The sequence below is a fragment of the Pseudarthrobacter sp. LMD1-1-1.1 genome (assembly GCF_040676255.1).
In the GTDB taxonomy this organism is placed as follows: domain Bacteria; phylum Actinomycetota; class Actinomycetes; order Actinomycetales; family Micrococcaceae; genus Arthrobacter.
This window is the reverse complement of record NZ_JBEGHP010000001.1, coordinates 856,334-873,792: the sequence shown is the minus strand read 5'-3', so window position 1 is coordinate 873,792 and position 17,459 is coordinate 856,334. Positions and strand designations below refer to the sequence as shown.

At 62.6% G+C, this 17,459-nt stretch carries 14 protein-coding genes; 12 read left to right on the top strand and 2 right to left on the bottom strand.

Annotation, left to right across the window (positions count from 1 at the left end; translation table 11 throughout):
* Window positions 1-203: 203 nt before the first annotated feature.
* Window positions 204-2,714: a GH25 family lysozyme gene (locus tag MRBLMD1_RS04165; RefSeq protein WP_364397665.1), complete on the top strand. Its 2,511-nt coding sequence runs from the start codon at window positions 204-206 to the stop codon at window positions 2,712-2,714.
* A gap of 66 nt (window positions 2,715-2,780) precedes the next feature.
* Here MRBLMD1_RS04165 and rfbA read toward each other — a convergent pair whose 3' ends face one another.
* Window positions 2,781-3,650, bottom strand: coding sequence for a glucose-1-phosphate thymidylyltransferase RfbA (gene rfbA / locus MRBLMD1_RS04160; protein WP_159631583.1), 870 nt, complete (start codon window positions 3,648-3,650; stop codon window positions 2,781-2,783).
* 55 nt (window positions 3,651-3,705) lie between these two features.
* Between rfbA and rfbB the strand changes: the two genes are divergently transcribed.
* The 4 genes from rfbB to MRBLMD1_RS04140 are packed head-to-tail and all read left to right on the top strand — an operon-like array spanning window position 3,706 to window position 7,255.
* Window positions 3,706-4,704: a dTDP-glucose 4,6-dehydratase gene (rfbB, locus tag MRBLMD1_RS04155; protein WP_159631582.1), complete on the top strand. Its 999-nt coding sequence runs from the start codon at window positions 3,706-3,708 to the stop codon at window positions 4,702-4,704.
* A 3-nt stretch (window positions 4,705-4,707) separates the two neighbouring features.
* Window positions 4,708-6,138 (top strand): bifunctional dTDP-4-dehydrorhamnose 3,5-epimerase family protein/NAD(P)-dependent oxidoreductase, encoded by a 1,431-nt coding sequence (locus MRBLMD1_RS04150; RefSeq protein WP_364397662.1) that lies wholly within the window; start codon window positions 4,708-4,710, stop codon window positions 6,136-6,138.
* Entirely contained in the window at window positions 6,135-6,860 is a 726-nt protein-coding gene (locus MRBLMD1_RS04145; protein WP_159631580.1) for a glycosyltransferase family 2 protein, read from the top strand. The genes MRBLMD1_RS04150 and MRBLMD1_RS04145 overlap by 4 nt, the downstream gene beginning before the upstream one ends.
* An 8-nt stretch (window positions 6,861-6,868) precedes the next feature.
* Window positions 6,869-7,255 (top strand): DUF2304 domain-containing protein, encoded by a 387-nt coding sequence (locus MRBLMD1_RS04140; protein ID WP_159631579.1) that lies wholly within the window; start codon window positions 6,869-6,871, stop codon window positions 7,253-7,255.
* Between the two features lie 85 nt (window positions 7,256-7,340).
* On the opposite strand, the gene MRBLMD1_RS04135 is transcribed toward MRBLMD1_RS04140, so the two are convergent.
* Window positions 7,341-8,222 (bottom strand): glycosyltransferase family 2 protein, encoded by an 882-nt coding sequence (locus MRBLMD1_RS04135; RefSeq protein WP_159631578.1) that lies wholly within the window; start codon window positions 8,220-8,222, stop codon window positions 7,341-7,343.
* 192 nt (window positions 8,223-8,414) lie between these two features.
* Here MRBLMD1_RS04135 and MRBLMD1_RS04130 point away from each other — a divergent pair, with 192 nt between their 5' ends.
* The 7 genes from MRBLMD1_RS04130 to MRBLMD1_RS04100 all read left to right on the top strand — a co-directional run bounded on the left by MRBLMD1_RS04130 (window position 8,415) and on the right by MRBLMD1_RS04100 (window position 17,221).
* On the top strand, window positions 8,415-9,134 hold the full coding sequence (locus MRBLMD1_RS04130) for a glycosyltransferase (protein WP_364398016.1): 720 nt from the start codon (window positions 8,415-8,417) through the stop codon (window positions 9,132-9,134).
* 104 nt (window positions 9,135-9,238) lie between these two features.
* A complete protein-coding gene (locus MRBLMD1_RS04125) occupies window positions 9,239-10,069 on the top strand; it encodes a glycosyltransferase (RefSeq protein ID WP_364397659.1) in 831 nt (276 codons plus the stop codon).
* A 53-nt stretch (window positions 10,070-10,122) separates the two neighbouring features.
* Window positions 10,123-11,166 carry a hypothetical protein gene (locus MRBLMD1_RS04120; RefSeq protein ID WP_364397657.1) on the top strand — a complete coding sequence of 348 codons (1,044 nt, stop codon included), beginning with the start codon at window positions 10,123-10,125 and terminating at the stop codon, window positions 11,164-11,166.
* A gap of 27 nt (window positions 11,167-11,193) precedes the next feature.
* Window positions 11,194-12,426, top strand: a complete 1,233-nt coding sequence (locus MRBLMD1_RS04115; RefSeq protein ID WP_364397655.1) for a lipopolysaccharide biosynthesis protein — start codon at window positions 11,194-11,196, stop codon at window positions 12,424-12,426.
* On the top strand, window positions 12,423-14,396 hold the full coding sequence (locus MRBLMD1_RS04110) for a DUF6541 family protein (protein WP_364397653.1): 1,974 nt from the start codon (window positions 12,423-12,425) through the stop codon (window positions 14,394-14,396). Before MRBLMD1_RS04115 ends, MRBLMD1_RS04110 begins: the two co-directional genes overlap by 4 nt.
* A gap of 69 nt (window positions 14,397-14,465) precedes the next feature.
* Window positions 14,466-15,527, top strand: coding sequence for a substrate-binding domain-containing protein (locus MRBLMD1_RS04105; RefSeq protein ID WP_364397651.1), 1,062 nt, complete (start codon window positions 14,466-14,468; stop codon window positions 15,525-15,527).
* Window positions 15,524-17,221 (top strand): DUF2142 domain-containing protein, encoded by a 1,698-nt coding sequence (locus MRBLMD1_RS04100; protein WP_364397649.1) that lies wholly within the window; start codon window positions 15,524-15,526, stop codon window positions 17,219-17,221. Before MRBLMD1_RS04105 ends, MRBLMD1_RS04100 begins: the two co-directional genes overlap by 4 nt.
* Window positions 17,222-17,459: the final 238 nt, after the last annotated feature.

Below are 17,459 nucleotides of genomic sequence, written 5' to 3'. Positions count from 1 at the left end.
CACCCTCTACAACCCCTCCGGCCGTCCCGACCGCTTCACCTGCAGCTCCCGCCCCTGCGCCGTCTCCCACCGGCACTAACCCGGCAGCGCCCTCCACCACGAAGAAGTTGTCCAGGCAGGAGCTGCTCGCTGCCGGTGGGGCCCAAATGGGACAGCGTTCCTCGCGGGTGGCACGTGATACGGCAATCGCGGCAGGCTCAGGCTTGTCGACGCAGTCTTTGTCCACGGAAGGCACTTGGAACCCAACATTTGGCGTCCTTGGACTGGACGTCAGCAAGTGGCAGCCAAGCGTGGACTGGCAAGGCGAGTGGAACAAGGGCGCGCGGTTTGCCTACGTAAAGGCGTCCGAAGGCACCTACTACACGAACGAATTATTCAACTCCCAATACCAGGGTGCACGGAACGTGGGCATGATTCGCGGTGCCTACCACTTCGCCCACCCGTCATCGACATCCGGCGCTGACCAGGCGCGCTTCTTCGTCAACAACGGAGGGGGCTGGAGCGCGGACGGCTACACACTGCCCCCGGTCCTTGACATTGAATACAACCCTTACGACGGCAACATCTGCTATGACATGACGCCCGCCCAAATGACGGCATGGATTGCGGACTTCGGCTCCACCATGCGGGCGTTGACGGGCCGGCTGCCGGTGATCTACTCAACCACCGATTGGTGGGCAACCTGCACCAACAACTCCGCCGCATTCGGGGACTACCCGTTATGGGTCGCTGCCTATCCGATGACACCGGCGTCATCGCCCGGAATGCTGCCGGCAAGCTGGAGCACCTACAGCATCTGGCAGTACAGCAGCACCGGTCCCTTTGCCGGCGACTCAAATGTATGGAACGGCGACTTCGCAGCACTCCAGCGGTTCGCGGGAAGCAGCGCTCCCACTATCCAGGTCCCGTCGCAGGCCACTCAGCAAATTGCAGCGTATGCAGGGAGCCACCCCTCCCTCGGCAGCCAAACCACCGCTATCACCTGCGGTTTAACCAGTGGCGGTTGCTACCAAGGGTTCCAGGGCGGGACCGTCATGTGGTCCTCAGCCTCCGGGGCTTTCGCTGTTTCGGCCGGACCGGTCACCGGCGCGTGGCAGGCCCTAGGCGCTGAGCGCAGTCCGGCCGGCTATCCGACCAGTGACTTGATCTGCGGACTGAAGAACAACGGCTGTTTCCAGAACTTCCAGGGCGGCAGCATCATGTCTTCCCCTGCCACAGGTGCCGCTTTCGTTCCATTTGGCGCGATCCGGGATGCCTGGGCGGCGCAGGGCTACGAAAACGGGCCATGGGGCTACCCGACGAGCAATGCGACATGCGGGCTGCGGTCGGGCGGATGCTTCCAACTGTTCCAGGCAGGATCGGGGCTGTGGAGTCCTTCCAGCGGCGCGCACCTGGTCAAATCAGGACCGATTCTTGATACCTGGGCAAAAGACGGGTTTGAGAACGGCCTCCTTGGCTTCCCCAGCACGGATGCGACCTGCACAGCTTCCGACTGCACCCAGCTGTTCACCGGCGGAGTTATTGGATGGACCTCCACAGCTGGAGCCTGGCCCATCTACATGGGCATCGGTGACACCTGGAAGGCAGCGCGCGCAAAGGGCGAACCGATCGGATTCCCCTTGGCCAAGGAAGTGTGCGGACTGCGTGGCGGCGGCTGCTACCAACTGTTCCAGGGTGGAAGCATCCTGTTCTCCCCCACATCAGGGGCGTACTCGATGACAGGCCGCATCCTCAACTACTGGGCGCAATCAGGCTTCGAAAACGGCCAGCTGGGCTACCCGACGGGTCCGGCCAGTTGCGGCGCCGTTCAGAGCGAATGCTGGCAGTCCTTTGAAAAGGGCACGGTCGCCTACTCCGCGGCCACACCGATCCAGACCGTCTCGGCCGGACCCATGGCCCAGGCGTGGAAGAACCTCGGCGCCTCAGGAGGGGCCCTCGGTTACCCCTCCTCAGCACAGATCTGCGGCCTCAAGGACGGCGGATGCTTCCAGATGTTCGCCAAGGGTGCCCTCATGTACTCCCCCGCAGCAGGCGCGCAGCCCAGCCTGCTCGGACCCATCCGTGACTTCTGGCAGAAGCAGGGGTTCGAAAACGGCGCCCTTGGCTACCCCGCCTCAAATGTTATTTGCGGGCTGGTCGGTGCCGGGTGCTTCCAGAACTACCTGGGCGGGACAGTGATGTGGTCCAATGCCAGCGCGGCGCACGCCATGTCGTTCGGCCCGGTCCGGGACGCCTGGATAGCTTCCGGTTTTGAGAACGGAATCCTTGGCTACCCAACGAGCGAACAGGTGTGCGGTCTGCGGAACGGCGGCTGCTTCCAGAACTTCGTCAACGGAACCGTGATGTACTCACCTGCCACCGGAGCCCAGACCATGTCATCGGCACCTATCCGCGACAAGTGGGCCACCACAGGCTTTGAGGGCGGATCGCTGGGCTACCCCACCAGCGGCGCCATCTGTGGCCTGCGGAACGGCGGCTGCTTCCAGAACTTCGAGAAGGGGACCATCATGTGGTCCGCCGCGAGCGGCGCCCAGATGATGATACCGGGACCCATCCAGCAGAGCTGGGCGGCGCAGGGCTTCGAAAACGGTGCGCTGGCATTCCCTACTAACGGCCAGACCTGTACCGCCGACAAGCTTTCCTGCAGCCAGACCTTCCAGGGAGGCACTGTCAGCTGGACCTCCACGGGCGGGGCGAAAACCCGCCTCAACTGACCCGGCCCGCAAACAGCAGGGGCGGGACCGCTTTCGCGGTCCCGCCCCTGCTGTTTTGTTTGTGGATCAGCGGCCGTGTTCCAGCAGCTCTATGAGGTAGGAGCCGTAACCGCTCTTGACGAGAGGCTCCGCCCGCTCACGCAGTTCGTCATCCGTGAGGAATCCCAGACGCCAGGCAATTTCCTCGGGTGCCCCGATCTTGAGCCCCTGCCGGTTCTCAGTGGTCCGGACAAAGTTCGAGGCGTCGTTCAGGTCATTGAAAGTTCCCGTGTCCAGCCATGCGGTCCCCCGCGGAAGAATCTCGACCTGCAGCTTGCCGCGCTCCAGGTAAGTGCGGTTGACGTCAGTGATTTCAAGCTCTCCCCGGGCGGACGGCTTAAGGTTCTTTGCAATATCCACGACGTCGTTATCGTAGAAATAGAGCCCGGGCACCGCATAGTGGCTCTTGGGTTCCGCAGGCTTCTCTTCCAGCGAGACCGCCTTGCCGTTCTCGTCGAACTCCACAACGCCGTAGGCTTTCGGATCGGCCACCCAGTAACCGAACACTGCACCACCGTCAATGTTTTCGAAGCGCCGCAGCTGCGTGCCCATGCCGTGCCCGTAGAAGATGTTGTCGCCCAGGACAAGGGCCACGCTATCGTCACCAATGTGCTCGGCACCGAGCACAAACGCCTGAGCGAGGCCGTCGGGAGACGGCTGCTGCTTGTAGGTGATGGAGACACCAAACCGGGACCCGTCCCCCAGGAGCCGCTCGAACTGCTCAGCGTCGTGGGGGGTGGTGATAATGAGGATGTCCCGGATGCCCGCGAGGATCAAGGTGGAGAGCGGGTAGTAGATCATGGGCTTGTCGTAGACCGGGACCAACTGCTTACTGACGCCCAAGGTGATGGGGTGGAGCCTCGAGCCGGTACCGCCGGCGAGTATTATTCCGCGCATGCACCCATCTTTCCTTTAGCTAAGTGCAGCGGCAAATCCGGTAGTCTTGGGAATTATGCAGCGACTTCTTGTTACCGGCGGTGCCGGCTTCATTGGCTCGAACTTTGTCCACTACGTTATTGAGAACACCGAAGACCATGTCACTGTTCTGGACAAGTTGACCTACGCCGGCAACCTCGCGTCGCTGCAGGGCCTCCCAGCCGACCGCTTCTCATTCGTTCAGGGTGACATTGCCGACCCCGCACTCGTGGACGGGCTCGTTGCCGAGGCAGATGTAGTGGTCCACTACGCAGCAGAATCGCACAACGACAACTCCCTGCACGATCCTCGGCCCTTCCTTGACACCAACATCATCGGTACCTACACCCTCATCGAAGCAGCGCGGAAGCACAACAAGCGCTTCCACCACATTTCCACTGACGAGGTCTACGGCGATCTCGAGCTCGATGATCCCGAACGCTTCACGGAACAGACCCCCTATAACCCGTCCAGCCCGTACTCCTCCACGAAGGCCGGGTCCGACCTTCTGGTCCGCGCCTGGGTCCGCTCATTTGGGCTCCAGGCAACCATCAGCAACTGCTCCAACAACTACGGTCCGTACCAGCACGTGGAAAAGTTCATCCCGCGGCAGATCACCAATGTGATCGATGGCATCCGGCCCAAGCTCTACGGCAAGGGGGAAAATGTCCGCGACTGGATCCACGCGAACGACCACTCCTCCGCCGTCCTGGCCATCATTGCCAAGGGGCGCATCGGCGAGACCTACCTGATTGGTGCCGACGGTGAGAAGAACAACAAGGACGTTGTTGAGCTGATCCTGAAGCACATGGGCCAGGCGCCGGACGCCTATGACCACGTCATCGACCGGGCCGGCCACGACCTGCGCTACGCGATCGATTCCACAAAGCTGCGGACCGAGCTCGGCTGGGAACCCCGGTTCTCCAACTTTGATACCGGCATCGAGGACACTATCGCCTGGTACCGGGACAACGAGGACTGGTGGCGCCCACAGAAGGCCGCCACCGAGGCCAAGTACAAGGAACAGGGCCAGTAGGGCATGTCCATCGAGTTCTCCAAAAAGCTCGCCGTCCACGAAACGCCCATTCCCGGCGTCGTTCTCTACGACCTTCCTGTCCACGGCGACAACCGCGGCTGGTTCAAGGAAAACTGGCAACGGGAAAAAATGGTTGCGCTCGGCCTGCCGGACTTCCGGCCCGTCCAGAACAACATCTCCTTCAACGAGAAGGCGGGTACCACCAGGGGGATCCACGCAGAGCCCTGGGACAAGTTCATCTCGGTCGCCACGGGACGGATCTTTGGAGCATGGGTGGATCTGCGTCAGGGGCCCACCTTTGGTGCCGTCTTCACCGCTGAACTCGACCCCAGCCAGGCGATTTTCATTCCGCGGGGCGTCGGCAATGCTTTCCAGACCCTTGAAGACACGACGGCTTACACCTACCTCGTGAATGACCACTGGTCCGCCGACGCCCAGGGCCAGTACACCTTCCTGAACCTGGCGGACGAAACCGTGGCCATCGAATGGCCCATCCCGCTCTCCGAAGCCGAACTGTCCGACAAGGACAAAGCGCACCCCCGCCTCGCGGACGTCGTGCCCATGCCACCGAAGAAGACCCTGGTCATCGGCGCCAACGGCCAGCTGGGTAAGGCACTGCGGAAAAAGTACGACGGCGACACTTCCGTTGAGTTCGCATCGCGCAGTGAGTTCGACCTCGGCAGTCCGGACGCGTTCAAAGGCCGCAACTGGAAGAACTACTCCACCATTATCAATGCGGCGGCCTACACGGCCGTTGACGCGGCGGAGACTTCGGAGGGGCGCGCAGCCGCCTGGGCCACCAACGTGACGGCGTTGACGCAGCTTGCGCGGATTGCCGTTGAGCATGACCTCACCCTGGTGCACGTCTCCTCTGACTACGTGTTCGACGGGGCCAAGGAAGTCCATGCGGAAACTGAAGCGCTCACACCGCTTGGTGTCTACGGTCAGACCAAAGCAGCAGGCGACGCCGTCGTCAGCGTGGTCCCCCGGCACTACATCGTCCGCACGAGTTGGGTCATCGGTGAAGGCAACAACTTTGTCCGTACCATGGCCTCGCTCGCTTCGCGCGGAGTAGAACCTTCCGTGGTGAACGACCAGTACGGCCGCCTCAGTTTCACTGATGACATCGCGGCAGGTATCCGGCATTTGCTGGACACCGGCGCTCCCTACGGCACCTACAACCTGAGCAACGACGGCGACCCGCAGTCGTGGGCGGACATCGCCGCGGACGTCTACGAATTGTCCGGCAAAAGCCGGGCCGCCGTGACGGGCGTGAGCACCAAGGAATACTTCGAGGGGAAGGATGCCGCCCCCCGGCCGCTCAACAGTGTCCTGGACCTCTCCAAGATCAAGGCAGCAGGCTTCGAGGCACCGCCGGCAGGGCTGCGCCTGACCGAGTACGTTAATTCGACCACGAGCGGATTCCCAGCATGACCGAAGCACGCCACGACACCCTCGTCATCATGCCGGCCTGGAACGAGTCGGAAGCAATCGGCAACACCATCGCGGAAGTCCTCGAGTTTGGACCCCCATGCGATGTGCTGGTGGTGGACGACGGCTCCCGTGACAACACCGCCAGGGTGGCACGCGCGGCCGGCGCCACCGTCGTGCAATTGCCGTTCAACATGGGCGTCGGCGGCGCGATGCGGACCGGCTTCAAATATGCCCAGATGCATGGTTACCGGCAAGTCATCCAGGTGGACGCCGATGGCCAGCATGACCCCCGGGACATCAAGGCAGTCCTTGACGGATTGCGCGACGCCGATATCGCCATTGGTGCCCGCTTCGCCGAGGCGGGGAACTACACCGTCCGCGGCCCCCGAAAGTGGGCAATGAACGTCCTGGCGTGGACAATTTCCCGGCTTGCACGGACAAAGCTCACCGACGTGACCTCCGGTTTCCGCGCAGCGAACACCAAAGCCATCCGCCAATACCTGGACCATTACCCCGCCGAGTACCTGGGCGACACGATTGATTCATTGGTCGTGGCGATCCGTTCAGGCTGCACTGTCCGCCAGGTTGGCGTTTCTATGAGGGAGCGTCAGGGAGGCACCCCCAGCCATGACCCGATAAAGGCCGCGATCTACCTCGGCCGCTCAGGGATGGCGCTCTTGTTCGCGCTGACGCGCAAGAAATCCACACCTTCCACCAACTAGGAATCCACATGTCCCTCCTTATGGGCTCCATCGTCGTCGTGGCGATTCTCTTCTTCGTCTTCGAAATGCTGCGACGGCAGAAGTTGCGCGAGAAATACGCTGTTCTCTGGATCGTCATCGGCATCGGCACTCTTCTGCTGGCGGCCTTTCCCGCCCTGCTTGAGCAAGCCAGTGGCCTGCTCGGAATCCAGGTCCCCGCGAACCTTCTCTTCATCACCACCCTCGTCCTCCTTGTCGGGGTATGCCTTCACCTGTCACGCGAGCAGTCGCAGGCCGAGGACGAGGTGCGCATTCTTTGCGAAGAGGTGGCCCTGTTGAAGGTAGAGCTTTCGGCACTGCAGCAGAGCGTCGGGTCACACCCGCGACAGGAAGGAACCACCGGCCCCGCTGCGTAGCAGAAGCATTTCCGCGGGCCTGGCCAGGCGGACCAAACAAAAAAGGGAGCGACCCCGCGGGGCGCTCCCTTTCCTATGCGGCCGGTCAGCCGAAGATGTGCTTTGCCAGCCGTGGGAGGGAGTCCACCTTGCCCATGGCCACAGACTTGACCACCAAGGATGCAGCATTCAGCCGCGAGGTGGTGTGGAAGGACGCAGCGCGGGCAGCGCGGTTCCAGCCAAGTTCCTTGAACCGGGCTGCCTGCCCCTCAAAGAAGCGCCGCTCTTCATCAAAGCGGCGTCCGTCCAGGGCACGCACGGAAGAATCTGACGCCGAGTGCCTCCGGTACAGAAAGGACAACGTGGGGTCCACCACAAGGGAGCCGCCTTCGGCCGCTATGTCCAGCAGCAGCGCGAGGTCCTGAACGACGTCCAGGCCGTCGGTGAAGCCGATCCGCACAATGGTCTCCGACCGCCAGGCCAACGACGGAAAGTATGCCCAGTCAGCACGTACCAGGCTCGTGGCCATCTGCTCGCCCTTGAGCTCGATCCGCTCACGGGTCTTCGGGGCGTAGGCCTTTTTGACGGCATCAGCCAGGGGAATGCAGGCAATGCCCTTTTCATCAATGACCTGGACACCCGGCTGGACAACGCTGGCATGCGGGTAGGTCTCGAACGCATCCACGACGACGTCCAGGTAGTTGGGCAGCATGACATCGTCTGCGCCCATGATGACCACATACGGTGCCTCGACCATGGTCAGCGCCTTGCGATAGTTGCCGTTGGCGCCCAGGTTTTTCTCGTTCTTGAGGTACGTAACGCGTGGGTCAGTAATCGTCGAGAACCAGCGTTCCGGCTCGGGGTCCGGGTAGCCGTCATCGATGACGATGAGCCGCCAGTCTTCGTTTTCCTGGTTCATCACGCTTCGGGCTGCGAGCTTCATCTGATCGACATCGCCGTAGTAGGGCAGCATTACGTCAACGGTCATGGACCTGGGATTCCTTCCGTGGGCTCCGCTCGAAGAACTCGGCGGCTTCCCCACGATTATAGTTGACCGGCCCCTGTCGGGCCTGTCAGGCACGGCTTGCTAGACTGCTTGGGGTCCTGCCCGCCCCGCTGGCACCGCCCGGAGTGAGGAGAATTACTTTTGGAGCCCACAACCACACGGCCGCGCATCAGTGTGTGCATGGCTGCCTACAACGGCGCCCGCCACATCAGCGAGCAAATCGATTCGATCCTTCCCGAACTTGGCCCCCACGACGAAGTCGTGGTCGTCAACGACTGTTCCACGGACAACACTGCTGCCATCGTCGCCGCCGTTCCGGATGGCCGGATCCGGCTGATCAATGCCGAACAAAACCGCGGCTACGTTTCAACATTTGAAAGAGCCCTTGGGGAGGCGCGGGGAGAGTTCGTTTTCCTTTCGGACCAGGACGACGTGTGGCTCCCGGGCCGGGTGGAACGCATGATCTCGGCCTTGGACGGCAAGGACATGGTGGTGAGCAACTGCCGGCACTTCGACGGAGCGCCCGGCTCATTCCATGAAATCCGTCTCAGGGCCAAGGATTCCACCCACCACGTGCGGAACCTCCTGGGCATCGTGGTCGGTTACCGGCTCCACTGGGGTTGCGCGATGGCCGTTCGGCGGAACCTTTTGGCGCAGGCACTGCCGTTCCCCCACTACATGAACGAATCCCACGACCAGTGGCTTGCCACTGTGGGCAACGTCAACCGTTCCATCGTCTACATGGAAGAAGACACCATCCTGCACAGACTTCACGGCGAGAACCTGACGCCCCACGGTATCCGCTCAGCCTCAAAAATAATCCGTGCACGGATCGCCTTCCTGCGCAACGTCTACATTGCAGTACGGCGCTCCCGGCAGGCGGGGCAGGCGTGATGGTCCAGCCCGGCCCGAACCCGACCATTCCCCACCCCGACGTGTGCGGAGTTGTATCGGCCTATAACCCCGGTGATGAAAATGTTGCCAACGTAAAGTGGCTGTTGCGCTTCGTCGCCCACGTCGTGGTTGTCGACGACGGCTCCCGCGACGATGTATCGCAGGCACTGGCAGAGATGGAGCAGGCAGGTGCCGTCGTTCTGCGCCTCGGCACCAATTCCGGCATCGCCAGGGCCCTGAACACGGGAATCAAGGAAGCACTCGAGCGCTGGAACCCGGAGTGGATTGTCACCATGGACCAGGACTCCAGGTTCACTGGAGACTACATCGGCGCCGCTCTCGCCACTGTTGCAGCATCCAGTGACCCGCACAGCGTAGGCATGGTGTGCGCGGAGTCGCACAACCACATCCCCCTGCCGGTATGGGGCAGTCAGGATGAGCCCCAGATCTTCGACCCCATGACCAGCGGCACGTTGGTGCGTGCACGCACGTTCGATGCAGTTGGCCTCTTCGACGAAGGGTTCTTCATCGATTGCGTGGATTCCGAGTTCAATGCCCGGCTCCGGGAGCACGGACTTCGTGCACTGGCAGGACGGGGCTGCAATCTCGAGCACAGCCTGGGCAGTGCACGGCCAATGAAGATTCTCGGCTGGCATGCGCACATCGGAGCCAAAAAGCTCTACATCTACTACCACGCGCCGTTCCGGGTCTACTACATCACCCGGAACTCGCTGACACTCGCGCGCCGTTATGCGCTGAAACAACCGGCCTGGGTGCTGCGCCGAATCTACATGGAAATCCAAAGCAACATTGTGCGCTTCGGATTTGGTCCCAACCGGCGCAAACACGCGGTTGCCGCTGCAGCCGGCATCCGGGACGCCGTTCGTCAGCGGATGGGCAAAATAGACGACGACCTCGCAGCCCGCCTGCGCTAGGCGCCGGCTCCCCCATTCCCCTGCACTGCCCGGTCAACATCGAAAGAAAACTCATGACCACCAACTCAGGATCAATCTTCGTCCTCTACCATCGTGGCTTGCGCACCGGAGGGCCCGAAGCCCTCCACCAGCTCGTCGATATGCTGCGTGAGCTTGGGCAGGACGCCTATCTGGTCCCGCACCCGCACACAGCAGGCAACGACCGCGTTGAGCAGTACGGGATTTACGACGCCCCGGAAGCACCTGAAATCATCGATTCCACCGAAAACGTGGTGGTCTATCCGGAGACCTACGTCCACGAGATGTCCCATATCAAGCAGGCCCGCCGCATGTGCTGGTGGCTCAGCATCGACAACTCGCTGACTTTCATGGCCGAGCGCATGTGGTACCGGAATACGGCCGGCCTGTTTGAAAAGGCAAAGGAAGCGGCCGTCCCCTTCGCCCGGATGTGGAAGAACGGCGTGACGCCGGCAAAACTGCGCACGGACAAGGACGTCATCCACCTCGTGCAGTCCTCTTATGCATGGGCCTTCGTTGCCACCAGGTTGGACGTCGTGCCATCCCTGGTCTCCGACTACACCCCCACCGGGGAGTTCCAGGCCACCGCCACCGCCAAGCGCAACCGCCAGCTGGTCACCTACAACCCCGCCAAAGGCGGACACATTATCGATGCGGTGAAGGCGGCGAGCCCATCCACCATTGAGTGGCAGCCAATCGTCGGGATGACCCGTGCCGAGGTTGTTGCGACCCTGCAGCAGTGCGGCGTTTATTTGGATCTGGGGCACCACCCCGGTAAAGACCGCATGCCTCGGGAGGCAACACTTTCCGGCGCCCTGACCATCGTGGCCCGGCGCGGATCCGGCGCCTTCTACGCTGACGTTCCCATTCCCTGGGAACACAAGATCACGCCGGGGGATACCGAGGTTGCCACTGCTGCAGCCATGCTTCCGCAGCTCATCGCCAACTTCGAGCAGGAAGTGGCGAAACAAGGCAGCTACCGCGAAACCATCCTCAACGAACGTTCCCGGTTCAAGCGGGAGGTTGAGGACGTCTTCGTCAACGGCCGCCTGGGCAAGGACGCCTATGACTATGTGTAGTCGACGCACCGCGGCCGGGACCACGGCATGATCAAAAGGATCGCGGCTTTCGCGGGATTGCCGCTGCTCGCCTCTCTTGCGTCATTCATCCTTTTGCCCATCATCGCCAGAGTGGGTGGGGCGCCGGCTTGGAATTCCCTCGCCGTAGGCCAGGCTGTAGGGGCAATCGCCGCGATCGTCATAGGTCTGGGGTGGCCGCTGACAGGCCCTGCCGCCGTCGCCTCAGAAAGCGATGCCGTAACCCGGCGCCGGCTTTACGCCACCAGTTTCGTCACCCGCGCATTTGTCTTCGTCTGCGCCCTCCCCCTTATGGCAGCCGCCCTCTCGATCACGGGAGCCAAAGAACAGTTCTGGGTTGCTTTCCTGATGGCCTGCGCCCAGGCGGCGGCAGGACTAACCCCGGCCTGGTACTGCATTGCCACCGGGCACGCTGGCAGGATCGCAAAATACGACGTCGTTCCCCGTATGGTGGCGACTCTGGGCGTCATCCCTCTTCTGTTCGCGACAGGTCAGATCTTCCTCTACCCACTGGCGCTTCTGCTGCTGGGCCTCGCGGGAACCATGTGGTTCAACAAGGATCATTCCCAACGGACGGACTTCGAGGGGCTGACGCCCCGCGCAGTGGTCCGCGAGATCTGGGCACTGAGGGGCGGTGCCGGCGTGACGGTCGCCGCAGGAGCGTACGCGTCCACCCCCGTCCTTGTGGTGCAGTTCGCCGCCTCTGCCTCCGGCCTGGCTGCGTTTGTATCAGCGGAGAAGCTGTACCGCATCGGACAGCTCGCGACGGCCGCGCTGGGAAACAGCCTCCAGGGGTGGGTCAACGAGTTCGGCTCAAACCATGCTGAGCGGCGAAAGTTTTCCCTCCTGGCTCTGTCAATCCTGGGAGCAGCCGGCTGGCTGATCCTTGCTGTTCTGGGTCCATGGGTCAGCACTCTCCTTTTCGGTTCAGAGCTGGCCGCTGACTTCTGGACCTGTTTCTGGTTCGGTCTGTCGTTCCTCCTCGTCTGTGTTACAACGTCCACCGGAGCCCACTGGCTGGTGCCCGCAAAACAAATGCGCACCGTTTTCTCCAGCACCATCGCAGGAGCCATCGTTGGGCTCCCGGCCATGGTCATCCTGGCGCACTTGATGGGCGGCCCGGGCGGCGCGCTGGGTCTGGTAGTGGGCGAAGTTGCGGTAACGGCCATACAGCTGCGTGCCATCATCCGTCTGCTGCGGGAACCGTCGCCGCAGGACAGGACTGAGGAAATTCCGTCGTGAACTGGCTGACCATTCTTCCGGCCTCGGTGGTCGCAATCCTGCTCCTGTATGTCCCCGGGGCCGCCATCGCGTCGTGCCTCAAGTTCCGGTTGGGCGGGGTTCTCGGCATCGCGCCACTGCTATCAACTGCAGCCGCCGGACTTGCCGGGGTCATCGGCGGGTACCTCCATTTGCCCTGGAGCGTCCTGCCGTATCTCCTCGTCAGCGCCCTCCTGGCTGCCGGAGCGTTGCTCCTGACTCGGCGCATTCCGTGGCGCCTGGCTGCCCCCGCCTGGAGGCAATCCCTGCCCCTCGCTGCCTTGGCACTCGCAACGCTGCCCATGACCTGGCGGTTCATCCAATTGGTGGGGTCACCGGACCACCCGTCGCAGGTCTTCGATAACGTCTTCCACCTCAATGCAATCCGCTTCATCATCGACAGCGGAAACGCCTCATCGCTGACGCTGGCGTCGATACAGGGAGTGCAGGGCCTGGACGCGGTCTATCCCGCGGCGTGGCATTCTTTTGCTGCCCTCCTGGTGCAGCTGGCTTCAGTGGATATCCCTACCGCCGAGAACGTCCTGAACCTGGTCATCGTCGTGCTCCTCTGGCCCGCGTCCTGCCTGTTCCTCGTCACGAAGACCATCTCGCGCAGGCCGGCGGCCCTCATCATCACCGCGGTGGTCGCCGGCACACAGGTCGCCTTCCCCTTCCTCATGATTGTCTGGGGCCCTTTGTTCCCGTACGCCATGGCCCTCAGCATGATGCCGGTAGTGATAGTCGAACTCGCAGCGCTGGTCCGCATCGGGCGGACGCGGACGGAACCACTGCCCAGCTGGGCAGCGGCACTGGTGTTGTCGCTGGCAGGCCTCGCATTTGCCCACACGAGCTCTATCAACATCACGGTGGCGCTTGGCCTTCCGATCCTCGCCATGTTGTGGTGGCGGATCATGCCGCGCCGGGAGATGTGGCGGGTGAACCCCGCCGGCGCGTGGCTGTTCCTTGGCGGGACCGTGGGGATCCTCGCCGTCGCCGCGGTCCTGTGGTTGAAGCTGCGCCCTGCCCCGTACGACAACTGGGGACCAACCGTGAAGCCGGGCGCCGCCGTCGGGGAAATACTCACAGCCAGCACGATGCAATCAGCCATACCGGCAGTAGTGGTCTCCATCCTGTCGGTCTACGGTCTCCTCACCACCTTCAAAGTGGGGAACTGGCGCTGGATGGCTGCGTGCTACGCCGTACTCGGCGGGCTCTATGTCGTTGCGGCGTCGTTTCCGAAAGGCAGCATTCGGGACCTCCTGATCGGCACCTGGTACCAGGACACCTACCGCCTCGCTGCACTCCTGCCCCTGCTGGTGACCCCACTTGCCGTCATCGGAGGTCTGCGCCTGTGGGACTCAGCCCGCTGCTCCCGCAGCGGTGCGCGGACGTGGCAGGTGTGGGAAGCTTCCATCGACCGGGCAGGCGCGAACGGGAAAACTGTGCTGTCCACGGCCGTTGTGGTGGTCTTCGCCCTCCTCGCTTCGTTCGCAGGACCGCTGAGCCACTACATCAATGGCGCCTCCTCCGTATACCGCTTCGACGCACATTCGGAGCTCCTCACACCCGATGAGCTGGCGTTGATACAGCGGCTCCCTGGTCACGTCCCTTCCGATGCAGTCATAGCTGACAATCCGTGGAACGGGAGTTCGCTCGCTTATGCCTACACCGGCCGCCGCGTCCTGACTACTCACCTGTTTTCAACAGACGACCCTGATACGGAACTGATTAATCAAAAGCTCGGAGACGCCGCGGACAACCCCGCCGTCTGCGCCGCCCTGCGCAATAAAAACGTGCAGTACGTCCTGGACTTCGGGCCCCGTTACCTGATCGACCTGCCAGGGTCCGAAAAGTACCCGGCGTTGACCAACCTTGCGCCGGGAAACGGAGTGACCCTGGTGGATTCGCAAGGCCCGGACGCACGGCTATACCGGATTTCCAGTTGTGGATGAGCGTGGCCTGCACCGGTGCGGCGCCGCCCGTGTCCCATACTTGCAGTGCTGGACCACTAGGCTGGATAGGTGATTCCCGTTTCTCGACGAACTAAAATCGGCGCCGCTGTTGTGCTGTCCGCACTCCTGCCCCTGTCCGCATGCGCAACCATGCCGCCGGGGACAATCGAGGGTGCCCTGACCGGAATTGGAAGCAATGCCGGCCAGGGAGCTGTCAGCGCGTGGGGCCTCGCATGGGGCAGCTCCGTGAAGGGAACCTACGTCAGCTACTCCCCCGACGGGTCTGCGGCAGGCCTGAAAGCGTTCCAGGACGGGCAGTCACAGTTCGCTGTTGGTTCCGCCCCACTCCCGGAAACCGAGGCTTCCGCGGTCCGGGGAATGTGCACATCCAAGGGTGCCATGTCCCTGGCTGCCGGTGTCCTGCCCGTGGGCGTAGCCGTCAAGCTCAAGGGCGTCAACGACCTCATCCTGGACGCCAAAACCCTTGCACAGATCCTGCAGGGGGGCATCACTCGCTGGAACGACCCCAAAGTAGCGGCACTGAATCCGGAGACTACCCTTCCGGACGTAGCCATCACGGTTCTGGTACAGGAGGGGCCCTCGGATACTGTCCGCCCGGTCAATTCCTACCTCAAGGACGCGGGAACTGACTGGAACGCGCCCGCCGAAGACAGGTGGCCGGGCAGCGTCAAAGGTCAAGTCCAGTCTCCCCCTTTGGATCTCGCGAACAAGCTGGACGACACCAACGGAGGCCTGTCAATCCTTGATGGAAGCATCATCGGAAACAGGTTTGTCGCTGCCCAGCTCGTCTTCGACGGCAAGCCCCGGCGGCTCCAGGCATCCTCAGTGGTCGACGCCGTGTCCACCGGTAACGTAGCCGCGTCATCAAGTGCAGTCACCCAAGCACTCGATGGGCGCTCGGGTTATGGCCTGGGCACCGTTATCTACATGTACATGTGCAGGGAGTACACCGACGACCATATGGGCCGGCTGGCCCGCTCATTCGCTGAAAGCGCACTCAGCGAAGAAGCACAAAAGAACGCGAACGCATTCGCCTTCGTCATGTCGCCAAGCAAGAAGGCGGTGAACGAAGGGCGCGCCCTCGTCAATGCAATTGGAGACGGACAGTGAGTTTATTCCTAAGAAGTGTTCGCGCGCGTTCCCTTCCCCGGCCCCTTCCCACCTTCGCGCTCCTGACTGGGATCTTCTTCCTGCTGTTTGGCCTGTGGTCCCTGGCAACACCCTTAATGGGCGTCCCCGACGAACCGGCCCACACCATCAAAGCGGCAGCCGTGGTCCGGGGCCAGGTCCTGGTTGAGGACGGCACATCATTTGGCCATGGCGTCCACGTCCGCGTTCCCAACTACATCGCCAGTCTCCATGCCCAGAGCTGCTACAAGTTCAACAGGGCGCAGGCAGCCGACTGCGCAGCGCCCATCTACGTGGACGATACGTTCACGAACATCGGTGTCACATCCGCAGGCTCCTACAACCCGATGTACTACTGGATAGTAGGGCTTCCCACCCTGTTCATGTCCGGCGCCCCCGCAATCTATGGCATGCGCCTGGTCAGCGCGCTCCTGTGCGCCGTGTTCTTCGCCGCTGGGTTCACAGCCTTGACTGAGCTGAGGCGGCCAAAGTACGCCGTCCTTGTCGCAGCCCTTGCAATGACGCCCATGGTTCTGTTCCTCGGCGGAGGCATCAACCCCAACTCGTTGGAGATTGCCGCCACAATGGCTGCCTTCTCAGGTTTCGTCGTCGTCCTTGACAACCGACGGGGCACCAAGCGTGTCCTGCCCGCCCTGGCCACCGTCGCGGCCGCGACGGTGGTGCTGGCCAATGCCCGGCAAATATCGCTGGTGTGGCTGCTGTGCGCCCTCGTCGTAGGGGTTTGCTCCTTCCGGCTCCGCAGGGTCGTAACCGTCTTCAGCGACCGGCGGGTCCTTACCGCCGTAGCACTGGCAGTTCCGGGGGCCCTGCTGGGCCTGCTGTGGATGTACATCGCGGCGAACGGCCCCGCCAACGTCGGAGTTGCTCCTGAGGGTATTGCCAGCCCGCACCCCGACGCTCCCCTCTACAGGGGCTTCATGATCATGCTTGACCAGACCTACGACTTCTTCCCGCAATACATCGGAACCATGGGCTGGCTGGACACGCCGGTCCCCGAACTGGTTGCCCTTGTGTGGGGCGGCCTCATGATTGCAGGGCTCGTGGTCCCCTTCTGCGTCCGCCCGCTGCGGAACTGGACGGGTTACTGGGTGGCGCTGGCCATGCTGTACCTGGTCCCGGCGCTCCTGCAAACCGCGTTGTGGCGCGGGATGGGATTCATCTGGCAGGGCCGCTACACGCTTCCCTTGGTGGTAGTTCTGTTTATCAGCGTGGGCCTTGGCCTGCGGAAGCTGCGGTTTCCCGGCGGCCCCCTGGCATTGCGCATTTCCAGGGTCTTCTTTTGGCTCATCGTTGCGTGCCACACGCTCGCCTTTGTCTATGTTCTGCGCCGCTACGTCGTCGGCATCAGCGAAATAGCCAACTGGCAAACACTGTTTTCGTCACCGCACTGGCAGCCGCCCCTGGGCTGGCTGCCTCTGACCGTCCTGTACCTGCTCGTGACGGCGGTGGGAGCCCTGCTCCTCTTCCGGTACCTCCACCCAGGAAGTCCCCTGGTGAAGGGAACTTTGTCCCGGAAGGGCAGAGCCCAACACAACTCAGGCCGGGCGGCAGATACAACGCAAGAAGTCGTTGGTCGGGAGACTGCGCCGTCAGGTGCACCTGCTGCGGCTGAAGCGCCGATGAGCGCCGGCGAGAGACTGCGGCAGGGAAAATAGACTGACCCGGGGCCACCCCGCGGGTCCGAGGGACTCTACCTTCGGGGCACCCCTGGGCCGCCCGTTGTCAACGTATTACACTGCAGACTGCCTGCCCGGCATCGAACGGCGGGCAGGCAGTCTTGCGGGTGGACGGACTGGGGCGTGGACAGCCGTCCAGCCAGCCGGTCCTCTACAGAATGGTTACGCCGGGCGGAATAGTCGCGCCGGCGGGCGTGGGTGGAAGCCTGAAGCGCAC